The sequence below is a fragment of the Azotobacter tropicalis genome (genome assembly GCF_059739045.1).
Window position 1 is genome coordinate 3819444 of record NZ_AP046059.1, and the last position, 21380, is coordinate 3840823.

The 21380-nt window shown below is 66.4% G+C and carries 19 protein-coding genes, 1 tRNA gene and 4 pseudogenes; 20 read left to right on the forward strand and 4 right to left on the reverse strand.

What is annotated here, in order from left to right; translation table 11 throughout:
- Nucleotides 1-22: 22 nt before the first annotated feature.
- From Atro_RS18035 to rimI, 7 genes and pseudogenes are all read left to right on the forward strand, one after another.
- Nucleotides 23-682, forward strand: a complete 660-nt coding sequence (locus tag Atro_RS18035) for a paraquat-inducible protein A (RefSeq protein WP_497924458.1) — start codon at nucleotides 23-25, stop codon at nucleotides 680-682.
- Nucleotides 669-1292: a paraquat-inducible protein A gene (locus Atro_RS18040; protein WP_497924459.1), complete on the forward strand. Its 624-nt coding sequence runs from the start codon at nucleotides 669-671 to the stop codon at nucleotides 1290-1292. Before Atro_RS18035 ends, Atro_RS18040 begins: the two co-directional genes overlap by 14 nt.
- Nucleotides 1285-3111 (forward strand): annotated as a pseudogene (locus tag Atro_RS18045) (PqiB family protein); the annotation flags it as partial. The gene Atro_RS18040 and the pseudogene Atro_RS18045, both read left to right, overlap by 8 nt.
- A 68-nt stretch (nucleotides 3112-3179) precedes the next feature.
- Nucleotides 3180-3598 (forward strand): annotated as a pseudogene (locus tag Atro_RS18050) (MlaD family protein); the annotation flags it as partial.
- Between the two features lie 205 nt (nucleotides 3599-3803).
- Nucleotides 3804-5354, forward strand: coding sequence for a 2-isopropylmalate synthase (locus tag Atro_RS18055; RefSeq protein WP_497924461.1), 1551 nt, complete (start codon nucleotides 3804-3806; stop codon nucleotides 5352-5354).
- Nucleotides 5351-6139, forward strand: a complete 789-nt coding sequence (locus Atro_RS18060; RefSeq protein ID WP_497924463.1) for an energy transducer TonB — start codon at nucleotides 5351-5353, stop codon at nucleotides 6137-6139. The genes Atro_RS18055 and Atro_RS18060 overlap by 4 nt, the downstream gene beginning before the upstream one ends.
- Nucleotides 6132-6584 carry a ribosomal protein S18-alanine N-acetyltransferase gene (rimI, locus tag Atro_RS18065; RefSeq protein WP_497924465.1) on the forward strand — a complete coding sequence of 151 codons (453 nt, stop codon included), beginning with the start codon at nucleotides 6132-6134 and terminating at the stop codon, nucleotides 6582-6584. Before Atro_RS18060 ends, rimI begins: the two co-directional genes overlap by 8 nt.
- Before the next feature lie 4 nt (nucleotides 6585-6588).
- On the opposite strand, the pseudogene Atro_RS18070 reads toward rimI, so the two are convergent.
- A pseudogene (locus tag Atro_RS18070) lies at nucleotides 6589-7039 on the reverse strand (hypothetical protein).
- Nucleotides 7040-7243: 204 nt separating this feature from the next.
- On the opposite strand from Atro_RS18070, the gene otsB reads away from it, so the two are divergent.
- The gene (otsB, locus tag Atro_RS18075) at nucleotides 7244-8005 is read left to right on the forward strand and encodes a trehalose-phosphatase (RefSeq protein ID WP_497924467.1); all 762 of its coding nucleotides are present in this window, start codon (nucleotides 7244-7246) and stop codon (nucleotides 8003-8005) included.
- Nucleotides 8002-9408, forward strand: a complete 1407-nt coding sequence (otsA, locus tag Atro_RS18080) for an alpha,alpha-trehalose-phosphate synthase (UDP-forming) (RefSeq protein ID WP_497924469.1) — start codon at nucleotides 8002-8004, stop codon at nucleotides 9406-9408. The genes otsB and otsA overlap by 4 nt, the downstream gene beginning before the upstream one ends.
- Nucleotides 9409-9464: 56 nt before the next feature.
- Here the strand turns inward: otsA and Atro_RS18085 are convergent, their stop codons facing one another.
- From Atro_RS18085 to Atro_RS18095, 3 genes are all read right to left on the reverse strand, one after another.
- Complete coding sequence (locus Atro_RS18085) at nucleotides 9465-9704, reverse strand: hypothetical protein (RefSeq protein WP_497924471.1); 240 nt, start codon at nucleotides 9702-9704, stop codon at nucleotides 9465-9467.
- A gap of 428 nt (nucleotides 9705-10132) precedes the next feature.
- Nucleotides 10133-10209, reverse strand: a tRNA-Met gene (locus Atro_RS18090).
- 196 nt (nucleotides 10210-10405) lie between these two features.
- The gene (locus tag Atro_RS18095) at nucleotides 10406-10990 is read right to left on the reverse strand and encodes a TetR/AcrR family transcriptional regulator (protein ID WP_497924473.1); all 585 of its coding nucleotides are present in this window, start codon (nucleotides 10988-10990) and stop codon (nucleotides 10406-10408) included.
- A gap of 512 nt (nucleotides 10991-11502) precedes the next feature.
- Here Atro_RS18095 and Atro_RS18100 point away from each other — a divergent pair.
- The 11 genes and pseudogenes from Atro_RS18100 to Atro_RS18150 all read left to right on the forward strand — a co-directional run bounded on the left by Atro_RS18100 (nucleotide 11503) and on the right by Atro_RS18150 (nucleotide 21379).
- Entirely contained in the window at nucleotides 11503-12318 is an 816-nt protein-coding gene (locus tag Atro_RS18100) for an alpha/beta fold hydrolase (RefSeq protein WP_497924475.1), read from the forward strand.
- 8 nt (nucleotides 12319-12326) lie between these two features.
- Complete coding sequence (locus Atro_RS18105) at nucleotides 12327-12623, forward strand: extradiol ring-cleavage dioxygenase (RefSeq protein ID WP_497924477.1); 297 nt, start codon at nucleotides 12327-12329, stop codon at nucleotides 12621-12623.
- A 3-nt stretch (nucleotides 12624-12626) separates the two neighbouring features.
- A complete protein-coding gene (locus Atro_RS18110) occupies nucleotides 12627-13481 on the forward strand; it encodes a DODA-type extradiol aromatic ring-opening family dioxygenase (protein WP_349573472.1) in 855 nt (284 codons plus the stop codon).
- Complete coding sequence (locus tag Atro_RS18115; RefSeq protein ID WP_131345438.1) at nucleotides 13481-13849, forward strand: non-heme iron oxygenase ferredoxin subunit; 369 nt, start codon at nucleotides 13481-13483, stop codon at nucleotides 13847-13849. Before Atro_RS18110 ends, Atro_RS18115 begins: the two co-directional genes overlap by 1 nt.
- A gap of 39 nt (nucleotides 13850-13888) precedes the next feature.
- The gene (locus tag Atro_RS18120; protein ID WP_497924480.1) at nucleotides 13889-15229 is read left to right on the forward strand and encodes an aromatic ring-hydroxylating dioxygenase subunit alpha; all 1341 of its coding nucleotides are present in this window, start codon (nucleotides 13889-13891) and stop codon (nucleotides 15227-15229) included.
- 11 nt (nucleotides 15230-15240) lie between these two features.
- Nucleotides 15241-15762, forward strand: a complete 522-nt coding sequence (locus Atro_RS18125; protein WP_497924482.1) for a 3-phenylpropionate/cinnamic acid dioxygenase subunit beta — start codon at nucleotides 15241-15243, stop codon at nucleotides 15760-15762.
- A 14-nt stretch (nucleotides 15763-15776) separates the two neighbouring features.
- Nucleotides 15777-16589, forward strand: coding sequence for a 3-(cis-5,6-dihydroxycyclohexa-1,3-dien-1-yl)propanoate dehydrogenase (hcaB, locus tag Atro_RS18130; RefSeq protein WP_497924484.1), 813 nt, complete (start codon nucleotides 15777-15779; stop codon nucleotides 16587-16589).
- Between the two features lie 55 nt (nucleotides 16590-16644).
- On the forward strand, nucleotides 16645-17622 hold the full coding sequence (locus Atro_RS18135) for an NAD(P)H-dependent flavin oxidoreductase (RefSeq protein ID WP_497924486.1): 978 nt from the start codon (nucleotides 16645-16647) through the stop codon (nucleotides 17620-17622).
- Nucleotides 17623-17654: 32 nt separating this feature from the next.
- The gene (locus Atro_RS18140; protein WP_497924488.1) at nucleotides 17655-18440 is read left to right on the forward strand and encodes a 2-keto-4-pentenoate hydratase; all 786 of its coding nucleotides are present in this window, start codon (nucleotides 17655-17657) and stop codon (nucleotides 18438-18440) included.
- Nucleotides 18441-18579: 139 nt separating this feature from the next.
- Nucleotides 18580-20442: a feruloyl-CoA synthase gene (locus Atro_RS18145; protein WP_497924490.1), complete on the forward strand. Its 1863-nt coding sequence runs from the start codon at nucleotides 18580-18582 to the stop codon at nucleotides 20440-20442.
- A pseudogene (locus Atro_RS18150) lies at nucleotides 20439-21379 on the forward strand (acetaldehyde dehydrogenase (acetylating)). Before Atro_RS18145 ends, Atro_RS18150 begins: the two are co-directional and overlap by 4 nt.
- Nucleotide 21380 lies beyond the last annotated feature (1 nt).

Below are 21380 nucleotides of genomic sequence, written 5' to 3' on the forward strand. Positions count from 1 at the left end.
CTGTTTCATTTGGGCATTTGCCATGCATGATTCGTCTCAATCTCATGATTTAACGGAGCTTCCCTTGGATAAGCTAGTCGCCTGCCATGAGTGCGACTTGCTGATGCTCAAGCCCAAACTCTCGCTGGGCGAGCGTGCTGAATGTCCTCGCTGCGGCTTCGAGTTGTTCAGCCGGCGGCCTCATATGCTGGGACGTAGCTTGGCGCTGGTCATTGCCGCTTTGCTGCTTTATGTGCCGGCCAACTTTTTGCCGCTCTTGCAGCTGCGCCTTTTGGGCCAGACGACTCAGGACACGGTCTGGAGCGCTGTTGTCGCGCTTTATGAAAGTGGCTTGCAGGGGATAAGCGGGGTCGTCTTTCTCTGCAGTATGGGTATTCCACTGCTCAAGCTGTTTTGCCAGTTAGCTGTCTTGTTGAGTATTCGCTGGGATGTGGGACGCGCATATGGCTTGCTGCTATATCGTATCTATCACCATCTACGCGAATGGGGAATGTTAGAAGTCTATTTCATGGGTATCTTGGTTTCGATCGTCAAGCTAATTTCTCTTGCCGATCTGGCTGTTGGGGCAGGATTGGTCTGCTTTGTCTGTCTGCTGCTGGTACAAGTCTGGCTTGAGATCACCATGTCACCGCATCAAATTTGGGAAGCCCTTTCTCGAGGGAGGGTATATGCAAGCCATTGATGCGGGTATCTTGGTCTGTCCGGAGTGTCATCAGCTCAACCGTCATGTACAAGAGTCGGATGGGCAGCAATGCATTCGCTGTGGTGCGCGAGTACATGCACGGCACCCGAACAGTCTGGGGCGCACTTGGGCATTGCTGATTACCGCCGCCATCTTATACATACCAGCCAATCTGTTGCCCATCATGACTGTCAGCTCCTTTGGCAAAGGAGAGCCGGATACCATCATGTCCGGGGTGATTGCTTTGGTACATATGGGCTCTCTGCCCGTCGCGTTGGTGGTGTTCGTGGCGAGTATCCTAGTGCCTACCTTCAAATTGGTCGGCATTGCCCTTTTACTGATTTCCGTGCAGCGTCACCAGCCGCTCTCTGCCCGTCAGCGAATCATCATGTTCCGTTTTATCGAATGGATTGGTCGTTGGTCGATGCTGGATATCTTCGTCATCGCCATTCTAGTGGCCGTGGTTAATTTCGGCACCTTGGCCAGGGTCGAGCCGAATCTGGGAGCCGTCGCCTTCGCCACTGTAGTCATTCTGACCATGTTGGCAGCCGTTACCTTTGATCCACGCCTGATTTGGGACAATACGGAGTCCGACGATGACCGTGAGTGATCTGCCTGAGGCCAGAACCCGTCCGGCCTCCACCTGGTCAGCGATCTGGGTGCTGCCGCTGATCGCCTTGCTGATCGGCGCCTGGCTGGCTTGGCGTACTTATAGCCAGGCGGGTATCGAGGTCCAGGTTCGTTTCGCCAGCGGTGAGGGCATTCAGGTCAATAAGACCGAAGTGATCTACAAAGGAATGCCGGTAGGCAAGGTCGTGGGGCTCACCCTGGATGACGAGGGCTCGAACAGGGGGTCATCGCTACGCTGGAAATGAACAAGGAGGTCGATTCCTACCTGCGCAGCAATACACGTTTCTGGCTGGTCAGACCGCGGGTTACCTTGGCCGGTATCACCGGTTTGGAGACCCTAGTATCAGGCAACTACATCGCGGTCAGCCCGGGGGATGGGGAGCCGAGCAAGAAGTTCACCGCCCTTTCCGAAGAGCCGCCGTTGCCGGACAGTACACCGGGATTGCATATCACGCTGAAGGCTGAGCGGCTGGGCTCGCTGAATCGAGACAGTCCGGTCTTCTACAAGCAGATCCAGGTTGGCCGGGTAAAAAGCTATCAGCTGGCCGAGGATCTGAGCACGGTGGAGATCAAGATCTTTGTCGAGCCGGCCTATGCGCATCTGGTGCGCAAGCACACGCGTTTCTGGAATGCCAGCGGTATCACGGTCGATGCCGGACTCGGTGGCGTCAAGTTCCGTACCGAGTCCTTGGCCAGCATCGTGGCCGGCGGTATCGCCTTCGCCACGCCGGAGAATCGCCAGGATAGTCCGCCCACCGATCCTCGCTTGCCGTTTCGTCTCTACGACAGTTTCGATGCTGCCCAGACCGGTATCAAGGTCATGCTTGAGTTGCGCGATTTCGAAGGGCTGCAGGCCGGCCGCACTCCAGTGGTGTACAAGGGCGTCCAGGTCGGCACCCTGAAGACGTTGAAGATCGAGCCCGGCCTGTCCAGTGCCAAGGCCGAGCTGACCCTGGACCCATTGGCCGAAGACTTTCTGGTCGAGGGAACCGACTTCTGGGTGGTCAAGCCCTCGATCTCCCTAGGCGGCGTCACCGGCCTCGAGGCGCTGGTGAAGGGCAACTACATCGGTATGCGTCCGGGCGAGAAGGGCGCTGCGCTCAAGCGCGAGTTTGTCGCCCGGCCCAAGGCGCCTCCGCTGGATCTTGGCGCCCCCGGTCTGCATCTGGTGCTGACCAGCGATACCTTAGGCTCGCTGGATATCGGCAGCCCGGTACTCTACCGGCAGATCAAGGTCGGCTCCGTGCAGAGTTACCAACTCTCCCGCAACCGTCGCCGTGTACTGCTGGGGGTGCACATCGAGCCGGAGTACGCCAGCCTGGTGAACGGCTCGACGCGCTTCTGGAATGCCAGCGGCATCACCCTGACTGGCGGCCTGTCGGGGATCGAGGTGAAGAGCGAGTCCTTGCAGAGCCTGCTGGCCGGCGGGATTGCCTTTGAAACGCCTGATCCCCAGGCGCCTGCCAGCGCCCGGCGGATTCCACGTTATGCTTTGCATGCCGACCGCGAGAGCGCCCTGCAGGCAGGGTTGGAGTTGCAAATCCGCGTGGACAGCGGCGACGGACTGAAGCCGGGAACGCCGATCCGCTATAAGGGATTGGACGTCGGCAAAGTGGAGCGGGTCGGGTTGAGTGAAGACCTGCAGTCGGTGCGCCTCCACGCCCGGATCACCCAGGCTGCCGAGCGCATTGCCCGCTCTGGCAGCCTGTTCTGGGTGGTCAGGCCCGAACTCGGCCTGATGCGCACCGCCAACCTGGACACCCTGGTCAGCGGCCCCTATATCGAAGTGCGGCCGGATTCGGGTAACTCTTCCCGGCAGACGAGCTTCGCCGCCGTGCCACCGCCAGCGGAGGATTCGTCCCAGCCAGAAACCGGACTCCGCTTGGTGCTCAGTACGCCACGACGCGGTTCGCTCAAAGCGGGCGTGCCGGTCACCTATCGAGAGGTGACGGTGGGCAAGGTCACCGGATTCGAGCTCGGCCGAACGCCGACCGGGTGCTGATCGGCATCCTCATCGAGCCGCGCTACGCGCCGCTGGTACGCAGCGGCAGCCGCTTCTGGAACACCAGCGGCTTCGGCTTCGACTTCGGTCTGCTCAAGGGTGCGCAGGTGCGCACCGAGTCGTTGGAAACCCTGCTCGAGGGCGGTATTGCCTTCGCCACCCCGGAGGGCGAGCAGATGGGCAAGCCGGCGGCCCCTGGGCAGACCTTCCCGCTGTTCGGTGAGGCGAACGAGGAGTGGCTGCAGTGGGCGCCGAAGATCGCCCTAGAGAAGGAAAAGAAATAACTCGCAGAAAATGGACGAAGGGCCGCCACTGCAGCCTTTCGGCGTTTCCGGGGCAAGCGGTCGTTGGAGGACCTTCCGGATTGGCTCCCGACAGCTTTCCGCCTGCCCTGTTTCCGGCCACAATTTCGCTATGGGCTTGCCTTCCGGCAAGCATCGAACAAGCCCGACCCTCGCCACATCTGACGAGGCCTTGAGGATCCCGTGAATGAGCAGCAAAGACCGCGTCATCATCTTCGACACCACCCTGCGCGACGGCGAACAGAGTCCCGGCGCCTCCATGACCAAGGACGAGAAGCTGCGCATCGCCAAGGCACTGGAGCGGCTCAAGGTGGACGTGATCGAGGCGGGCTTCGCCATTGCCAGTCCGGGCGACTTCGAGGCGGTCAAGGCCATCGCCGAGAGCATCAAGGACAGCACTGTATGCAGTCTGGCGCGTGCCGTGGACGCCGATATCGAGCGTGCCGCCGAAGCGCTGAAAAATGCCAATTCGGGACGTATCCACACCTTCATCGCCACCAGTCCGATCCACATGCAGTACAAGCTGCGCATGCAGCCCGACCAGGTGGTCGAGCAGGCCGTGCGGGCGGTGAAGAAGGCGCGCAGCCTGTGTGCCGACGTGGAGTTCTCCTGCGAGGACGCCGGCCGTTCGGAAATCGACTTCCTCTGCCGGATCATCGAGGCGGCGATCGCCGCCGGCGCGCGCACTATCAACATTCCGGACACCGTCGGCTACGCCATTCCGCATCAGTACGGCGAGATGATCGGCCAACTGCTCGCGCGCATTCCCAACGCCGACCAGGCTGTTTTCTCGGTGCATTGCCACAACGATCTGGGCCTGGCCGTGGCCAACTCGCTGGCCGCAGTGGTGGCCGGAGCGCGCCAGGTGGAGTGCACCATCAACGGCCTCGGCGAGCGCGCCGGCAATGCCGCGCTGGAAGAGATCGTCATGGCGATCAAGACCCGTCACGACCTGCTCGGCGTGCACACCAACATCGATACCCCGCACATCCTCGCCGCCTCGCGGCTGGTTTCGGGCATCACCGGCTTCCCGGTGCAGCCGAACAAGGCCATCGTCGGCGCCAACGCCTTCGCCCACGAGTCGGGCATCCACCAGGACGGCGTGCTCAAGCACCGCGAAACCTACGAGATCATGTCGGCGCAGTCGGTCGGCTGGCACACCAACAAGATGGTGCTGGGCAAGCACTCCGGACGCAACGCCTTCCGCACCCGCCTGGAAGAACTGGGTATCCAGCTCGCTGACGATGCTGCATTGAATGCGGCCTTCGCCCGCTTCAAGGCGCTGGCCGACAAGAAGCACGAGATCTTCGACGAGGATCTGCAGGCGCTGGTCTCCGAAGCCCAGGACGACGAGGCGCCGGAACACTACCGGCTGCATTCCCTGGAGGTCGTCTCGAAGAGTGGCGCGGTGCCGCGGGCGCACCTGCTGCTCGCCGTCGGCGGCCGCGAGCAGGAGGCGACCGCCGAAGGCGCCGGCCCTGTGGATGCGATCTTCAAGGCCATCGAGTCGCTCGCCGCGTCCCAGGCCAGCCTGCAGCTCTACTCGGTCAATGCCATCACCGAGGGCACCGACTCCCAGGGCGAGGTCACGGTGCGTCTGGAGAAGGGCGGGCGCATCGTCAACGGCAACGGCGCCGACATCGACATCTTGGTGGCCTCGGCCAAGGCCTACATCAATGCGCTGAACCTGATGCAGGCCGGCGTGCCCAAGGCCCACCCGCAGGCGGCCGACGTTTGATCGACGAGGCCCGCCGCCGCGCCTACCTCGGCGCCATGCAGGTGGTCAGCTGGCTGCCGCGGGTGGCGCTGCCGTTCGCCGCGCCATCGCGCCCGGAGTTGCTCGAACCCCTCGAGCCGCCTGCGTCGCCCGCTCCGCAGCGTCCGGGCGTAGAGCTCAAGGTCGTGCCCGAAGCGCCACCGCGGCCACGGCCGGTCGAGCGGGCGAGGCTCGAAGTGCCGCGTCCCGCCGCCCGTGGCGAAACGCCCGCGGCTCGCGAGCAGGCGATCGAGACGGCCCCGCCCAAGGCTACGCCGTTGCCGCCGCCGCGCTTTGCCCTGCAGTTGCTGCGCGCCGGGCGTTGTGCCCTGCTGGTCGAATTGCCCACCGGCGAACCCTTCCAGAGCCGCGACCCGGCCTACCTGCTGCTCCGCGATCTGCTGCGCGCCGCCGGGCTGGCGGACAGCCCGCGCCCGCTCGGCGAGCCGGTGCGTTGGCCGTTGCTGCGGGGCGGTAACCTGGACCAGGGACCGCAGGCGGCGCGTGAGTTCGTGCAGACCTTCGTCACCGCGCGGCTGGAGGAGGAGGGCGATTGCGCCTGCCTGTGGCTGCTCGGTCTGCCGGCGCTGCGCTTCGCCGCCGCGGTCGAGGCCGATGCCTTCAATCGCGAGCTGCAGATCGGTGGCCTGCCGCCGGTCTGGGCACTGCCCGGGCTGGAAACCCTGATGGAGGAGCCGGCCCGCAAGGCCGAGCTGTGGCGCGCCATGCGCCGTGTACGTGTGCGCTGGATACCCGTGAATGAATGATGCAATAAGCTTCCGCCCGATGACCGAGGCGGATCTGGATGCCGTGCTGAAGATCGAGTTCGCCGCCTTCAGCCATCCCTGGACCCGCGGCATCTTCCAGGATGCGCTGAAGTCCTACGAGTGCTGGCTGATGTTCGAGGGCAGCCAGCAGGTCGGCCATGGCGTGATTCAGGTGATCCTCGACGAGGCGCACCTGCTGAACATCACCGTCAAGCCGCAGAACCAGGGCCGCGGGCTCGGCTTGCAGTTGCTGGAGCACCTGATGGTGCGCGCGCGGGAGCGCCGCGCGATGGAATGCTTCCTCGAGGTGCGGGCCAGCAACGGCGCCGCCTACCGGCTCTACGAGCGCTACGGCTTCAACGAGGTTGGCCGGCGTCGCGATTACTACCCGGTCGCCGGCGGACGCGAAGACGCCCTGGTGATGGTTTGCACCCTGCTCGATTAACCGCTCAGGGCTCCCGGTCGCGCGACGAGTGAAGCGGCTCGGGGCCTTGAGCTCCTCGTCGGAAAGCACTTCCTCGTTCTCCTCCTCGGTGGATGTGGCCGCACGCCCTTCCCAAGGCTGACCATCGAGGGGGAAGACCCGAGCCTCCTCGGCTTCGTCCAGGCCACCGCCCGCACCGATCTGATCGGCGGAGACGATGCTCAGGTCCCTGTCTGTCGGAATGCCGTGGCCGCGCTCGCTCGGTGAGCGGGCGCCATCTTCCGGGATCAGGATCTCCGGATCCGCATCGTCCATGGTCGATCCGCCGCCGGGTATCTCGCCGCCGGTCATGCCGGCTTCGCGTACCCGCTCCGGGGGAATTCCTCGCGCAGCTCCTCGGCCGGCCGTCTATCGCCGATACGGCCTTGGCGCTCGTCCCGCCGGCTGCTGAAATCCAGCGGCTCCAGCGAGCCCATGCGATCCTCGAGGTCGTCGATTTCCTGCACCTGGGTTTGCGATGTTTCATGGGAACCTCCTGCCGGGGCTGCGTTCTTGCAGGGTGTGACCTGCGCCATGACGGATGATTCAGCCAGGCCGCCGGCCGGCATCGACAGGTTGCCGCAGCTGCCATTGATCCAGGCGAAGCGAACCTACGCCGTCGATTGGCGGTCCCAATCGACATGAACAATCAATACCCCCGCAGCGCGCTGGGCCTGCAGAACTGCGCCTTCTTCTTCGATGTGGACGGAACGCTTGCCGAAATACAGCCCCGTCCCGAGCTGGTATTCATTCCCGCCATTACCCTTGCCGCCCTCGACCGGCTTCAGGCCGGCGGCGTGCCGGTCGCGGTGATTTCCGGGCGCCGTCTGCAGGACCTCGACCGCCTGTTCGAGCCGTTGCGCTTGCCGGCCGCCGGCGTGCATGGCGCCGAGCGCCGCGCTGCCGACGGGCGGCTGCGGCAGCTGGACCTGGATCTGCAGGCCTTGCATCAGGTCGAGGGCGAACTGGTGCAGGCCTGTGCCCGGCACCCCGGCCTGCACCTGGAAAACAAGGGCCTGGCGTTCGCTCTGCATTTCCGCCTGGCCCCCGCGCTGGAAGAAACCGCCCGCGCCCTGGCCGAGGACTTCGCCAGCCGGTATGCCGGGCTGCTGACCCTGCAGCCCGGCAAGTGCGTGTTCGAGCTCAAGCCCCGCGGCGCCAGCAAGGGCGAGGTGATCCGCGAATTCATGCGCGAGTCGCCGTTCCGCGGCCGGGTGCCGGTATTCGTTGGCGACGACCTCACCGACGAGGCCGGTTTCCAGGCGGTCAACGCCTTGGGAGGGCATTCGTTCAAGGTGGGGCCGGGCGAGACGGCCGCGCAGCAGCGGCTGGACTCCGTCACCGCAGTGGAAAACTGGCTGGACGAACTGGTCCGGCCTCTCAAACCGGAGGTTTACCCATGAACCGTCTAGTCGTGGTTTCCAATCGGGTCGCTCCCATCCGCGAAGGCAAGGTCGCTGCGGGAGGGTTGGCCGTGGGGGTGTACGATGCCTTGAAGCAGAATGGCGGCATCTGGTTCGGCTGGAGTGGCGAGGTCAGCAAGCGGCCGGAAACGGCCTGCGAGACCATCGGCAATATCACCTATGTCACCCTGGGTCTCAGCAAGGCCGACTACGACCAGTACTACCGCGGCTTTTCCAATGCCACGCTCTGGCCGATCTTCCACTACCGCATCGATCTGTCGCGCTACAGCCGCGAGGAATACGAGGGTTACCGGCGGGTCAACGCCATGCTGGCGGAAAAGCTCAAACCCCTGCTGCGACCCGACGACATCATCTGGGTCCACGATTACCACCTGATTCCCTTCGCCGCCGCCTGCCGTGAGCTCGGCATCGGCAACCGCATCGGCTTCTTTTTGCACATTCCTTTTCCGACTTCGGAAGTCCTCACGGCCATCCCGCCGCACGAAAGCCTGTTCCGGACCTTCTGCCACTACGATCTGATCGGTTTCCAGACCGAAACCGACCGGTTGGCCTTCCAGGATTACGTCAGCCGCGAACTCGGTGGCGTGGTCGAGGCCGACGGCAGCCTGAGCGCCTGCGGGCAGAACTTCCGTGCCGGTGTCTATCCCATCGGTGTGATGCCCGACGAGATCCGCCGCCTGGCCGACTCCTACCGGGGCCGCCGGCCCATGATCGGGCGGACCATGGAGGGCAAGCTGCGCAAGACCCTCATCAGCGTCGACCGGTTGGACTACTCCAAGGGGCTGGTCGAGCGCTTTCTGGCCTACGAGCAGTTCCTGGAGCACTTCCCCGAGCATCGGCGCAACGTGGAGTTCATCCAGATCGCGCCGACTTCGCGTTCGGACGTGAAGACCTACCAGGCCATCCGCAAGCAGCTGGAAACCGTGGCCGGACACGTCAACGGGCGTCTGGCCGACCTCGACTGGATGCCGCTGCACTATCTCAACAAGAGTCTCGACCGGCGCACCCTGATGGGGCTGTTCCGCACCGCCAATGTCGGTCTGGTGACTCCGCTGCGCGACGGCATGAACCTGGTGGCCAAGGAGTACGTCGCTGCGCAGAATCCGGCCGATCCGGGCGTGCTGGTGCTGTCGCGCTTCTCCGGCGCGGCCCGCGAGCTGACTGCGGCGCTGATCGTCAATCCCTACGACGGCTTGGGCATGGCCGAGGCCATGGACCGCGCCCTGCGCATGCCGCTGGAGGAGCGCAAGGAGCGTTACGAGGACATGATGCGGGCGCTGCGCGCCGCCGACCTGAACGCCTGGCGGGACAACTTTCTCCGCGACCTGCGTACCTTCGGCCGGCACCGGGTGGTGACGGCGAGTCGGGCTGCCGCTGTCTGAGGCGTCCTGCGCCGGGGGCTGTGGTGCTGGCGGCAAAGCGCCGGCTTGCCCGGGCCTCAGCGCAGCTGTATCTGCATCTGCAGGTCCGAGGCTGCCGGCAGCACCAGCGACAGGCCATACCAGGTGAGCATCAGCGCCAGGCCGCCGAGCCAGACACCGACGGCGATCTGCAGCACCAGGCTGCCGTTCCTGCGGCGGGGTTGCCCGGCGGAGCGGGGCGGGGCCATTTCCAGATCGAAATCTTCCAGTTCGTCTTCGCGGGCGCTGAAGCCTTCCAGTCTGTTTCGCTTGTTCATCGACTCATCCTGCCGCGCTGCGCTCCGCTGTCGAGGGAGCCAGGCTTGTAGCGTATGGAATGTAAAGGCGCTCCGTGCCCGGTGAGGGGCCGGACATGCATCCGTCGGGATGCGGCGTATTGTCTGCGGCTTTCGGGGGCATCTTACCGCATCTTGCCAATGCGCCTGGCCGTTTTCCGGGCATCGCATCGGGACGTTCGGTCAGCGCTGCTAGGGGGCCGGCAGGGAATAATTTCGTGATCGGCTCGCGGAAGGCTTCATAGGGCTGTACCTCTCCGCTTCAACTTTTCCGCAGGGATACACACCGGCATACAAGACGAGCAGCGCTGCACGGGGCAAATGGGGGTACGCAGAAACAAGAAAGCCCGCACGGGGCGGGCTTCTTGGGGCGTTTCGTAGACTGTTAGAGACAGCTAGAAACAGGGTTTTGGTGGCTACACCGGGACTTGAACCTGGGACATCAGCATTATGAATGCTGCGCTCTAACCGACTGAGCTATGTAGCCAAGTGGCGCGCATTATTATCGCCATCGATTTGGGTGTCAACCCTCTTGCTCATAAAAAAGATCAGGAAAATCCGGGTCTTGGCGACGACCGGGGAAAACGCCGGGTGCGCTCCAACGTCCCGGGCCGGTCGGGGGATTGGGGAAAAGCTCATGCGGTTGCCGACCAAGACAAGTCCTGCCGGAAAGAGTGGGGCGGTCAGGCTCCGCCCTTTTCCTGCTCCGGAGGCAGCAGAATGTCGAGAAGCCTGGCGCTGCGTTGCGCCTTTTCCTCGGGATCGGCGCCGGCCTGCACCTGCGACAGGCTCTGCTGGTAGGCGTAGATCAGCCAGGCGCGGTCGCGGGCTTCGGTTTCGTTGCAGCCGAGTTGCATCAGCAGGCCTTCGATATAACTCAGCCGGTGGCTGTCGACCTCGTCGATGGCCTGACGCGCCTGCGGGTCGCGACGGGCCCAGCCGCGGATGCCGATTTCGGTGGCAGCCGCCTCGCGTGCGGTATTGCCGTGCAGGGGCAGTTCGAGCAGTTGCTCGAGCTGCTCCCGCGGGCTGTTGCGGGTATTGCGCAACTGCTGGATGACGCTCTCGGTCGCCCGGGCGCGCCAGTCGCCGAGGATGCTTTCGAGCAGTTCGCCGCGACTCTTGAAGTGGTAGTAGAAGCTGCCGCGGGTGATGTCCAGCTCCTTCGCCAGGGTGTCGACGCGGACCGAGTCGATGCCGCCCTTGACCAGCATGCGCTGGGACGCACGGATCCAATCTTCGCGGGTGAGGGGGTGGCGTGCGGACATGGTCGTCTTTCTTCGTGCGGTCGTGGGTTTTGGAGCGCGGCGTACAAGCCTAACCGATTGACCGTATGGCTGGAATAGGGACGGCTTTTCGCCACTTTTGCCCACCCGATCGCGTTCGACTTCCGTTATTGCCATCCAAAAGGGCCCTGTCCGCCTCCGGTGGCTATGTCGCCACAGCCATGGGGGAAGATGCTGGTCGTGTGCCAGAGGGATCGCTCGATCGGGGGCGATGAGCAGGGTGGCCTCGACAGGTTGCGGCAGATCCTGGTTCCCAAAGCCACCTTGTTCTGCAAGAGCTGAAATACAGTATTGTATGTTTGCGGATGGGCTCCTTGCCTTTGGTCGTGCAGTTGCGTTCGCCAGGCTGAAGCTGGAGCGGGTATGCTTGGCGTTAAGCGGATGACGACCGAGCATCTTGCGCGGGATGCGATCCGAATGAGACATGTTGACGCAGGTCTTTTGCCTCGCTAACGTACACATACGTATCTGTATTCAAGTGCGCGGAGACGGTTATGGAAGGCATAGGCAAGACCCTGCTCGCAGCGGGGCACCAGACCAACTACCACGAGGCGGGCCAGGGCGATGCGCTGTTCCTGCTGCATGGGTCGGGTCCCGGGGTTTCCGGGTGGACCAACTGGGCGAAGACCATGCCGGTGTTCGCCGACCGCTGGCGGGTCATCGTTCCGGACATCGCCGGTTTCGGCTTCACCGAGTTCAAGGACGACGCCAAATACGACATCAAGCTGTGGGTCAGCCATCTGCTCGGCATCATGGATGCGCTGGACATCCCGAAGGCGTCCTTCGTCGGTAACTCCTTCGGCGGCGCGCTGGCCATCGGCCTCGCGGTGTTCGCGCCGGAGCGGGTGAACAAGCTGGTGCTGCTCGGCACCCCGGCCGGCGAGTTCGTGCAGACCGCAGGGCTGCGCGGCGCCTGGGAGTACGAGCCGTCGCTGGAGAACATGGAAAGGCTCATGCAGCTGTTCCCCTACGACCAGGCGCTGATCACCCCCGAGCTGGTCAGGAGCCGCTTCGAAGCCAGCGCGCGACCGGGTGCCCAGGACGCCCTGCGCAGGCTGATCCCGCAGCCGGCTGCCGAGGGCGAGACCCTCGTCAAGGGCTTCCCCGCCGCCGCGCTGGCCAAGATCGCCGCGCCGACCCTGGTGGTGCACGGCCGCGAGGATCGCGTGGTGCCGCCGGAATGCGGCCTGCTGATCGCCAACGCGGTGCCGGACGCCGACCTGCACCTGTTCGGCCGCTGCGGCCACTGGGTGCAGTCCGAACAACCCCGCCGTTTCGCCGCGCTGGTGCGCGATTTTCTTTCGGAGTGAACCGACCCATGAGCCGCAACGTACTGGAAAGGGTGCTCTGGCAGCTGTCTGTCGAGCGTGCCGCCAAGGAGTGCTTCCGCGAGGACCCGCGCAGGTTTCTCGGCCGCTTCGCCCTCTCGCCCGAGGAGGTGGACATTGTCGTCGACTTCGATGTCGCCGCCCTGCAACGGCTGGGCGTGAGCCCGATGCTGACCATGGGCTTCTGGCAGGAGCTGTCGCCGAGCCGCGACATGCGCCTCTACAAGGAGCGCCTGGGCGCGACCGACAACCAATACGCGGGCTTTTCCGCCGCACTGAAGGGGTGAGAGATGGGCAAGATCGTTGGCGGCTTCTGGATGCCGCATGACCCGGTGATGTTCGTCGCCCCCGAGGCGCCGCCCCAGGAGCAGCGCGACAGGGTGTGGGGCGCCTACCAGGACTGCGCCCGGCGCTTGGCCGAGCTGGAGCCCACCGCGGTGATCATCGTCGGCTGCGACCACTACATCCTCTTCGGCACCCACTGCCTGCCGCGCTACCTGATCGGCACCGGCGACGTGGACGGGCCGATCGACCGCCTGCCGGGCCTGAACCGCGAGGTGGTGACCAACCACGAGGCGCTGGCCAACCACATCGTCGCCCACGGCGAGCAGCAGGGCATCGACTGGAGCGTGGCGCGCAGCTTCACCGTCGACCACGCCTTCTCGATTCCCCACCAACTGGTGGTGCGTCCGGCCGAGCAGCTCATGGGCCGCCGCCTGCCGAGCATTCCGGTGTACCTGGCCTGCGGCGTCGATCCGTTCATCCGCTTCGAGCGTGCCGCCGACCTCGGCCGGCAGATCCGTGCGGCCGTCGAGGCCTTCGACGCCGACGAGCGCGTCGCGATCATCGGCAGCGGCGGCATCAGCCACTGGGTCGGCACCGCCGAGTCGGGCCGGGTCAACGAGGCCTTCGACCGCGAGGTGCTGGCCATCGGCGAGCGCGGCGATCTGGCGGCGCTGTGCGCCTACCGCGACGAGGACATCCTCGAACGCGGCGGCAACGGCGCCATGGAGATCCGCAACTTCGCCTGCGCCATGGCCGCGGTGCCGGGCGCCCGCGGCGAAACCATCGCCTACGAGGCCGTGCCGGCCTGGGTCACCGGGCTGGGCTTCCTGCAACTGCACCCCGAAGAGAGCGTGGCGTAATGAACAAGGTCTTCCTCTGCCAGCGCGACGAGCTGGCGCCCGGTTCGCTGAAGAAGGTCCCCAACGCCGAGGTGGGCGACATCTGCGTGTACAACCTGGAGGGGCGCTACTACGCCACCGCCGACCTGTGCACCCATGCCACCGCCTCGCTGGCCGAGGGCGACCTCGACGACGACCTGATCACCTGCCCGGTGCACTGGGGCCAGTTCCACGTGCCGACCGGCCGGGCGGTCACCTTCCCCTGCGAGCGCCACCTGCGCACCTACCGGATCATCGTCACCGACCGGGAGGTGTACGCCGACGTCGCAGCCGAGGCCGAGGAGGCCCTGGCGGACGCCGACCCGGCCGGCGCCGGCAGCCCGGTCTGAGCACCTTCGAATCCACCGATCCACCTTGCGAGAGCCGTCATGGACAAACCAACAACACTCAAAGCCATAGACTCCACGCCGCCCTTGGCCGACCTCGACCGCCTCTGCGACATGCAGGAAGGCCGGATGGCCGGCAAGATCTTCTGGGACTCCGGGATCTACGAGCAGGAGCTGGAGAAGATCTTCGCCCGCTGCTGGCTGTTCGTCGCCCACGAGTCGCAGATCCCCAAGGCCGGCGACTACGTCGCCACCACCATGGGCGAGGACGAGGTGCTGGTCGTGCGCCAGAAGGACCAGTCGATCAAGGTCCTGATCAACGCCTGCCCGCACCGCGGCAACAAGGTCTGCTTCGCCGAGGCCGGCAACGCCCGCGGCTTCATCTGCAACTACCACGGCTGGGCCTTCGGCCCCGATGGCGCGCTGCGCGGCATGCACGAGTCGGGGGTCTACGAGCAGAGCGGCTTCGACAAGTCCCGCCAAGGCCTGCGCGAGGCGCGGGTGAGCAGCTACAAGGGCCTGGTGTTCGCCACCTTCGCCGCGGACGCGCCGAGCCTCGAGGAGTACCTGGGGCCGATGGCCTGGTACCTGGACGTGATCCTTGACAACGACGAGGGCGGCACCGAGTTCGTCGGCGGCTGCATCCGCTCCACCTACGAGTGCAACTGGAAGATCGCCGCGGAGAACTTCGTCGGCGACATCCTGCACGCCGGCTGGACCCACGACTCGGCGGCCCAGGCCATGCTCGGCGGCTCGGTGACCAAGATCAGCGAGCTGCCCGAGTCCTGGCAGGTGAACTGGAACGGCCACGGCTACGAATTCGCCCGCGACCTGGTGGGCAACGCCGCGGTGCTCGGCGAGAGCGCCATCAACAAGTACCTGCACCAGCACAGCCCGAAGGCCGCCGAGCGCCTGGGCGAGTTTCGCGCGCGGATGCTCGGCGCGGTGTCGTCCTTCACCGTGTTCCCCAACTTCTCCTTCCTGCCCGGGCAGAACACCGTGCGCGTCTGGCAGCCGCGCGGGCCGAACAAGATCGAGCTGTACACCTGGGTGATCGTCAACAGGAACGCTCCCGAGGAGGTGAAAGAGAAGTGGCGGCGCGGGGCGATGATGACCTTCTCGCCGACCGGGGTGTTCGAGATGGACGACGGCGAGAACTGGGAATACTGCACCAAGACCAGCCGCGGCAAGGTTACCCGCTACCAGGACCTGTATGTGGGCCTGGGCATGAACACCCGGCTGACCGACAGCGACCTGCCGGGCAACGTGTTCAAGGGGCAGCTGAACGAGGCCAATGCGCGGGCCTACTACCAGCGCTGGAAGGACCTGCTGCAGGCGCGCAGCTGGGCGGAAGTACCCGATCGCAACGGCAAGCTGAGCTGAGGAGGATGGCAATGAGCACGCTGGAACTGGTGAGTATCGACGAAGAGCGCGCCGTACGGGCCTTCCTGCTGCGCGAGGCGCGGCTGCTGGACGAGGACCGCTGGGACGACTGGCTGCTGACGGTTTCCGAGCGCATCCACTACTGGATGCCGGGGATCGAGAACCGCCGCCGCGAGGACGAGCGGGGCGCCTTCAACGCCGAGCACATGGCCCTCTTCGACGACGGCTACCGCGAGCTGCAGCGCCGGGTGGCGCGCTTCAAGCAGCCCTCGGCCTGGGCGGAGAACCCGCCGACGCGCAACGTGCACCTGGTCAGCAACATCGAGGTGTACGCCGGGGAGAACGCCGGCGAGTACCGGGCCTATTCCTGCTTCGTCAACGTGCGCAGCCGCGGGCTGGACGAGCAGTACCAGATCGCCGGGCGGCGCGAGGACGTGCTGTGCCGCGAGGGCGACGGGCTGAAGCTGCTCAGGCGGCAGATCCTGATCCCCAACGCCACCTTGCCCTGCAAGAACATCAACACCTTTCTCTGAGCAAGGAGAGCGACATGGGCTGGCTCGACGGACAAGTGGCACTGGTGACCGGCGGTACCGGCGGCATCGGCTCGGCCATCGTCAGGCGTTACGTGGAGGAGGGCGCGCGGGTCGCGGTGATGGCCCGCGATCCTGCGCAGTTGCAGCAACTCAAGGACGAGTTGGGCGAGGCGGTCGTCACCGTCAGGGGCGACGTGACGCGCCTTGAGGACAACCGGCGGGCGGTCGAGGCCACCCTGGCGGCCTTCGGCAAGCTCGACACCTTCGTCGGCAACGCGGCGGTGTTCGACTACTTCACCCGTCTCGACCGGATCGCCCCGGAGGAGCTGGAGACGGCCTTCCAGCGCCTGTTCGCGGTCAACGTGCAGGGCTACCTGCTCGGCGCGCGCTGCTGCATCGACGCCCTGCGCGAAACCCGCGGCAGCATGATCTTCACCCTGTCCAACAGCGCCTTCTACGCCGGCGGCGGCGGGATTCTCTACGTCACCGCCAAGCACGCGCTGGTCGGCATGATCCGCCAGCTCGCCTACGAGCTGGCCCCGGACATCCGCGTCAACGGCGTGGCGCCGGGCGCGACCAACACGCCGATGAAGAGCCTGGAGGGGCTGAACACGCGCAGCGTGCCGCTCAACCAGATTCCCGGCTTCGAGCAGGGCGCGGCGCAGGCGGTGCCGCTGGCGCGCATCGCCGAGCCGGAGGACCACGCCGGCCACTACGTGCTGCTCGCCTCGCGCCGCGATTCCGGGCTGACCACCGCGACCATCATCCACAGCGACGGCGGCTGGGAAATCCGCAGCGCCGGGCTGCGCGCCCACACCAGGAGCTGACGTCCCCGAACCGCCCGACAGCGCCGTACAACAACGACAAGAACGAGAGGCCTTCATGAACGCCAGCACCCATTGCCTGAGCGTGCAGCAACGACACGTCCTGAAACTCTTCGAGGGACTGCGGATTCCGGTACTCGCCGCGCCCATGTTCCTCGTCTCCGGCCCGCGGCTGCTCACCGCCTGCTGCCGCGCCGGCATCCTCGGCAGCCTGCCGGCGCCCAACGCCCGCACCCTGGAGCAGCTCGACCAGTGGCTGGGGCAGATCGCCGACGAGCTGGCCGCGGCGGCCCGGGCCGGTGAAAGGGTCGCCCCCTGGATGCTCAACATGATCGTCCACTCCAGCTACGACCGCTTCGCCGGCGAACTGGAGCTGGTGCGCCGCTACCGCCCGCCGTTGGTCTCCACCGCGCTGGGCAGCCCGAAGCGGGTGCTCGACGCGGTGCACGCCTACGGCGGCGCGGTGCTGGCCGACGTGATCAGCCCGGCGATGGCGCGCAAGGCGGCCGAGGCCGGCGTCGACGGCCTGATCCTGGTCTGCAACGGCGCCGGCGGCCACACCGGCAGCTACAACCCCTTCGCCTTCGTCGCCGAGGTGCGCCGCTTCTGGAAAGGCCCGCTGGGCCTGGCCGGCGCGGTGTCCAGCGGCCGCGACATCCATGCCGCACAGGTGCTCGGCTGCGACTTCGTGGTGGTCGGCACCCGGCTGATCGCCGCCGAGGAAAGCCTGGTCGAGGACGCCTACCGGCAGATGCTGATCGACTGCTCGATGGACGACCTGGTCGCCACCAAAGCGGTCAGCGGCGTGCTGGCCAACTGGATGAAGCCGTCGCTGGAGCGCGCCGGCATCGACCCGGCTGCCGAGAGCCGGGCAAACATCGACTTCTCCGGCAACATCGCCAGCGCCAACAAGGCCTGGAAGCACGTCTGGTCGGCCGGCCAGGGCGTCGGCCAGATCGAGCGCGTCCAGCGCGTCGCCGAGCTGGTCGAGGAGCTGGAGCAGGGCTACCGCGCGAGCCGCGAGCGGGCGCTCTGATGCCCCCCATCCATTCAATCGAGGAATTTTCGGTGACCCACGAATCCCGTCTCCAGGCCGCCGCCGCGGTCCTGGCCGAATCGCGCAAGACCGCCCGGCCCTGCTGCCGGATCTCCGAGCGCTTCGGCATCCAGAGCCTGGCCGACGCCTACGCCGTCCAGGAGCTGAACACCCAGGCCGCCCTGGCCCGGGGGCGCCGCCTGGTCGGCCGCAAGATCGGCCTGACCTCGCTGGCCGTGCAGCAGCAGCTCGGCGTCGACCAGCCCGACTTCGGCATGCTCTTCGCCGACATGGAGCGCCGCGACGGCGAGGCCATCGACTGTGGCCGGCTGATCCAGCCCAAGGCCGAAGGGGAGATCGCCTTCGTCCTCGGCCGCGACCTGCCCGACGCCGACGCCACCCTGGGCGAGCTGGTCAACGCCGTGGAGTTCGTCCTGCCGGCGCTGGAGATCGTCGACTCGGCGATCGAGGACTGGAAGATCACCCTGGTCGACACCGTGGCCGACAACGCGTCCTCGGCGCTCTACGTGCTGGGCCGGACGCCGACCCGGCTGCACGGCCTCGACCTCGCCCTGGAAGGCATGGTCCTGGAGAAGAACGGCGCCCAGGCCGCCATCGGCGTCGGCGCCGCCTGCCTGGGCAATCCGCTGGAAGCCTGCCTGTGGCTGGCGCGGACCATGGCCGAGGTCGGCCGCCCGCTCCAGGCCGGCGACGTGCTGCTCTCCGGCGCCCTCGGGCCGATGGTCCCGGTGGCCGCCGGCGACAGCCTGCGCCTGCGCCTGACCCGCCTGGGCGAGGTGTCCTGCCGCTTCGCCTGAGCCTTGCGCTGCAAATCGTGGTAACGGTCGCTCCCCGATTCGACGGTGCGGGGAGCAGAGAATGCTTCGCTTGCCGGCCCGGCCGGACAGAACAACAACACGAGGGCGGTACTTGCGTGCCGACCCAGGAGGCATACCCGTGGTCGACTTCTTCAATGACGCCAATCTTCTGGCCCCCGCCCGCGCGGTGGTCGAGTCCCGTTCCGACGGCGCCTTCATCCTGCGCTCCCCCGAGCCGCTGCAGCCCTACGCGCGCTGCATCGGCGAGTGGCTGGAGCGCTGGGCGCGGGAGACTCCCGGGCGGACCTTTCTCGCCGAGCGCGACGGCGACGGCTGGTTCCGCCTGAGCTACGCCGAGGCGCGCCAGCGGGTCGGCTCGCTGGCCCAGAGCCTGCTCGATCTGGGGCTGCCGGCCGGCCGCCCGCTGGTGGTGCTGTCGGAAAACGACATCGACCATGCGCTGCTGGCGCTGGCCGCCATGCACGTCGGAATCCCGGTGGCGACCGTCTCGGTGGCCTATTCGCGCAACGGCGCCGGCGGCTGCGGCAAGCTCAAGGCGATCCTCGAGGTGCTCCAGCCGGGGCTGGTCTTCGTCAGCGACGGCGATCCGTACGGCGGGGCGATCGGCCAGGTCCGCCCGGACTGCCCGGTGCTGGCCGCCCGCAACGCCGGGGAGATTCCCGGCGCGCTGAGCCTCGCCGGCTTCTACGACCGCCAGGAGAGCCCGGCGGTGATGGAGGCCTTCGCCCGCCTCGACGGCGACAGCCACGCCCGCTACCTGCTCACCTCCGGCTCCACCGGCGGGCCCAAGGCGGTGGTCAACAGCCAGCGCATGCTGTGCGCCAACCAGCAGGCCATCGCCCAGTGCTGGCGCTTCCTCGAACGCCGCGAGATCGTCGTGCTCGACTGGCTGCCGTGGAGCCACACCTTCGGCGTCAACCACAACTTCAACATGGTCCTGCGCAACGGCGGCACGCTCTATATCGACGATGGCCGCCCGCTGCCCGGTCAGATCGAGCGCACCCTGGAGAACATCAAGTCGGTGCGCCCGACCATCTTCTACAACGTGCCGCGCGGCTACGAGATCCTGCTGCCCTATCTGGAGCGCGACAAGGAACTGGCCGATGCGCTGTTCGGCCGTCTGGACGCCCTGTTCTACGCCGGCGCGGCCCTGCCGCAGAACAGCTGGGACCGCCTCGCCGCGGTGGCCGACCGGGTGCGCAGCACGCCGCTGTTCTTCACCTCGGCCTGGGGCGCCACCGAGACCGCGCCGCTGCTCACCAGCGTGCACTTCCGCATCGACAAGCCGGGCAACCTGGGCCTACCGGTGCCGGGCATCGAGATCAAGTTCGTGCCCTCCGGCGACAAGCTGGAGATGCGCGTGCGCGGCGAATCGGTGTTCAGCGAGTACCGCAACAACCCGGAGCTGACCGCGAAGGCCTTCGACGAGGACGGCTTCTACATGATCGGCGACGCCGGCCACCTGCTCGGCGACGACCGCCCGGAGCAGGGCATCCTGTTCAACGGCCGGGTCAGCGAGGACTTCAAGCTGACCACCGGCACCTGGGTCTCGGTCGGCACCCTGCGTCCGCGGCTGGTCAGCGCCCTGGCGCCCTACGCCCAGGATTGCGTGATCTGCGGCCACGACCGCGACCAGCTCGCCGCGCTCATCTACCCGACACCGGCCCTGCGCGCCCTGGCCGGCGAAGCCGGGGCGAGCATGAGCGCCGACCGGCTGGCCCTGGAGCCGGCCGTGCGCCTGGCGCTGTGCGCCGGCCTGCAGGCGCTGGCCAGGGAGTTTCCGGCGTCCTCCCAGCACGTCTCGCGGCTGCTGATCCTCGACTCGCCGCCCAGCCTCGCGGCCGGCGAGATCACCGACAAGGGCTACATCAACCAGCGCATGGCCCTCGCCCTGCGCGCCGGGCAGGTCGAGCGGCTCTACGCCGAGACGCTCGACCCGGCCGTCATCCTCCTCGCCGAGGTACACGGAGAGTTCGCATGAGTTCCAAGAAACTGAAAGTCGCCATCGTCGGCTCCGGCAACATCGGCACCGACCTGATGATCAAGATCCTGCGCCACGGCAAGCATCTGGAAATGGGCGCGATGGTCGGCATCGACCCGGCCTCCGACGGCCTGGCCCGTGCCGCACGTCTCGGCGTGGCCACCACCTCTGAGGGCGTCGAGGGCCTGACCCGCCTGCCGGTGTTCGCCGACATCAACTTCGTTTTCGACGCCACCTCGGCCGGCGCCCACGTGAAGAACGACGTGTTCCTGCGTGGTTTGAAACCCGGCCTGCGCATGATCGACCTGACCCCGGCGGCCATCGGCCCTACTGCGTGCCGGTGGTCAACCTCGAGCAGAACCTCCACGAACCCAACGTCAACATGGTCACCTGCGGCGGCCAGGCGACCATTCCGATGGTCGCCGCGGTGTCCCGCGTGGCCAGGGTCCACTACGCCGAGATCGTCGCCTCGATCAGCAGCAAGTCGGCCGGCCCCGGCACCCGCGCCAACATCGACGAGTTCACCGAAACCACCTCGAAGGCCATCGAGGTGATCGGCGGGGCGCAGAAGGGCAAGGCGATCATCGTCCTCAACCCGGCCGAGCCGCCCTTGATCATGCGCGACACCGTCTACGTGCTGTCCGATCTCGCCGACCAGGCGCAGGTCGAGGCCTCCATCGCGGAAATGGCCCAGGCGGTGCAGGCCTACGTGCCGGGCTATCGCCTCAAGCAGAAGGTGCAGTTCGACGTGATTCCCGACTCCGCGCCGCTGAACATCCCCGGCCTCGGCCATCTCGCCGGCCTGAAGACCTCGGTATTCCTCGAGGTCGAGGGCGCCGCCCACTACCTGCCGGCCTACGCCGGCAACCTGGACATCATGACCTCCGCCGCGCTGGCCACCGCCGAGCGCATGGCGCAATCCATGCTCAACGCCTGAG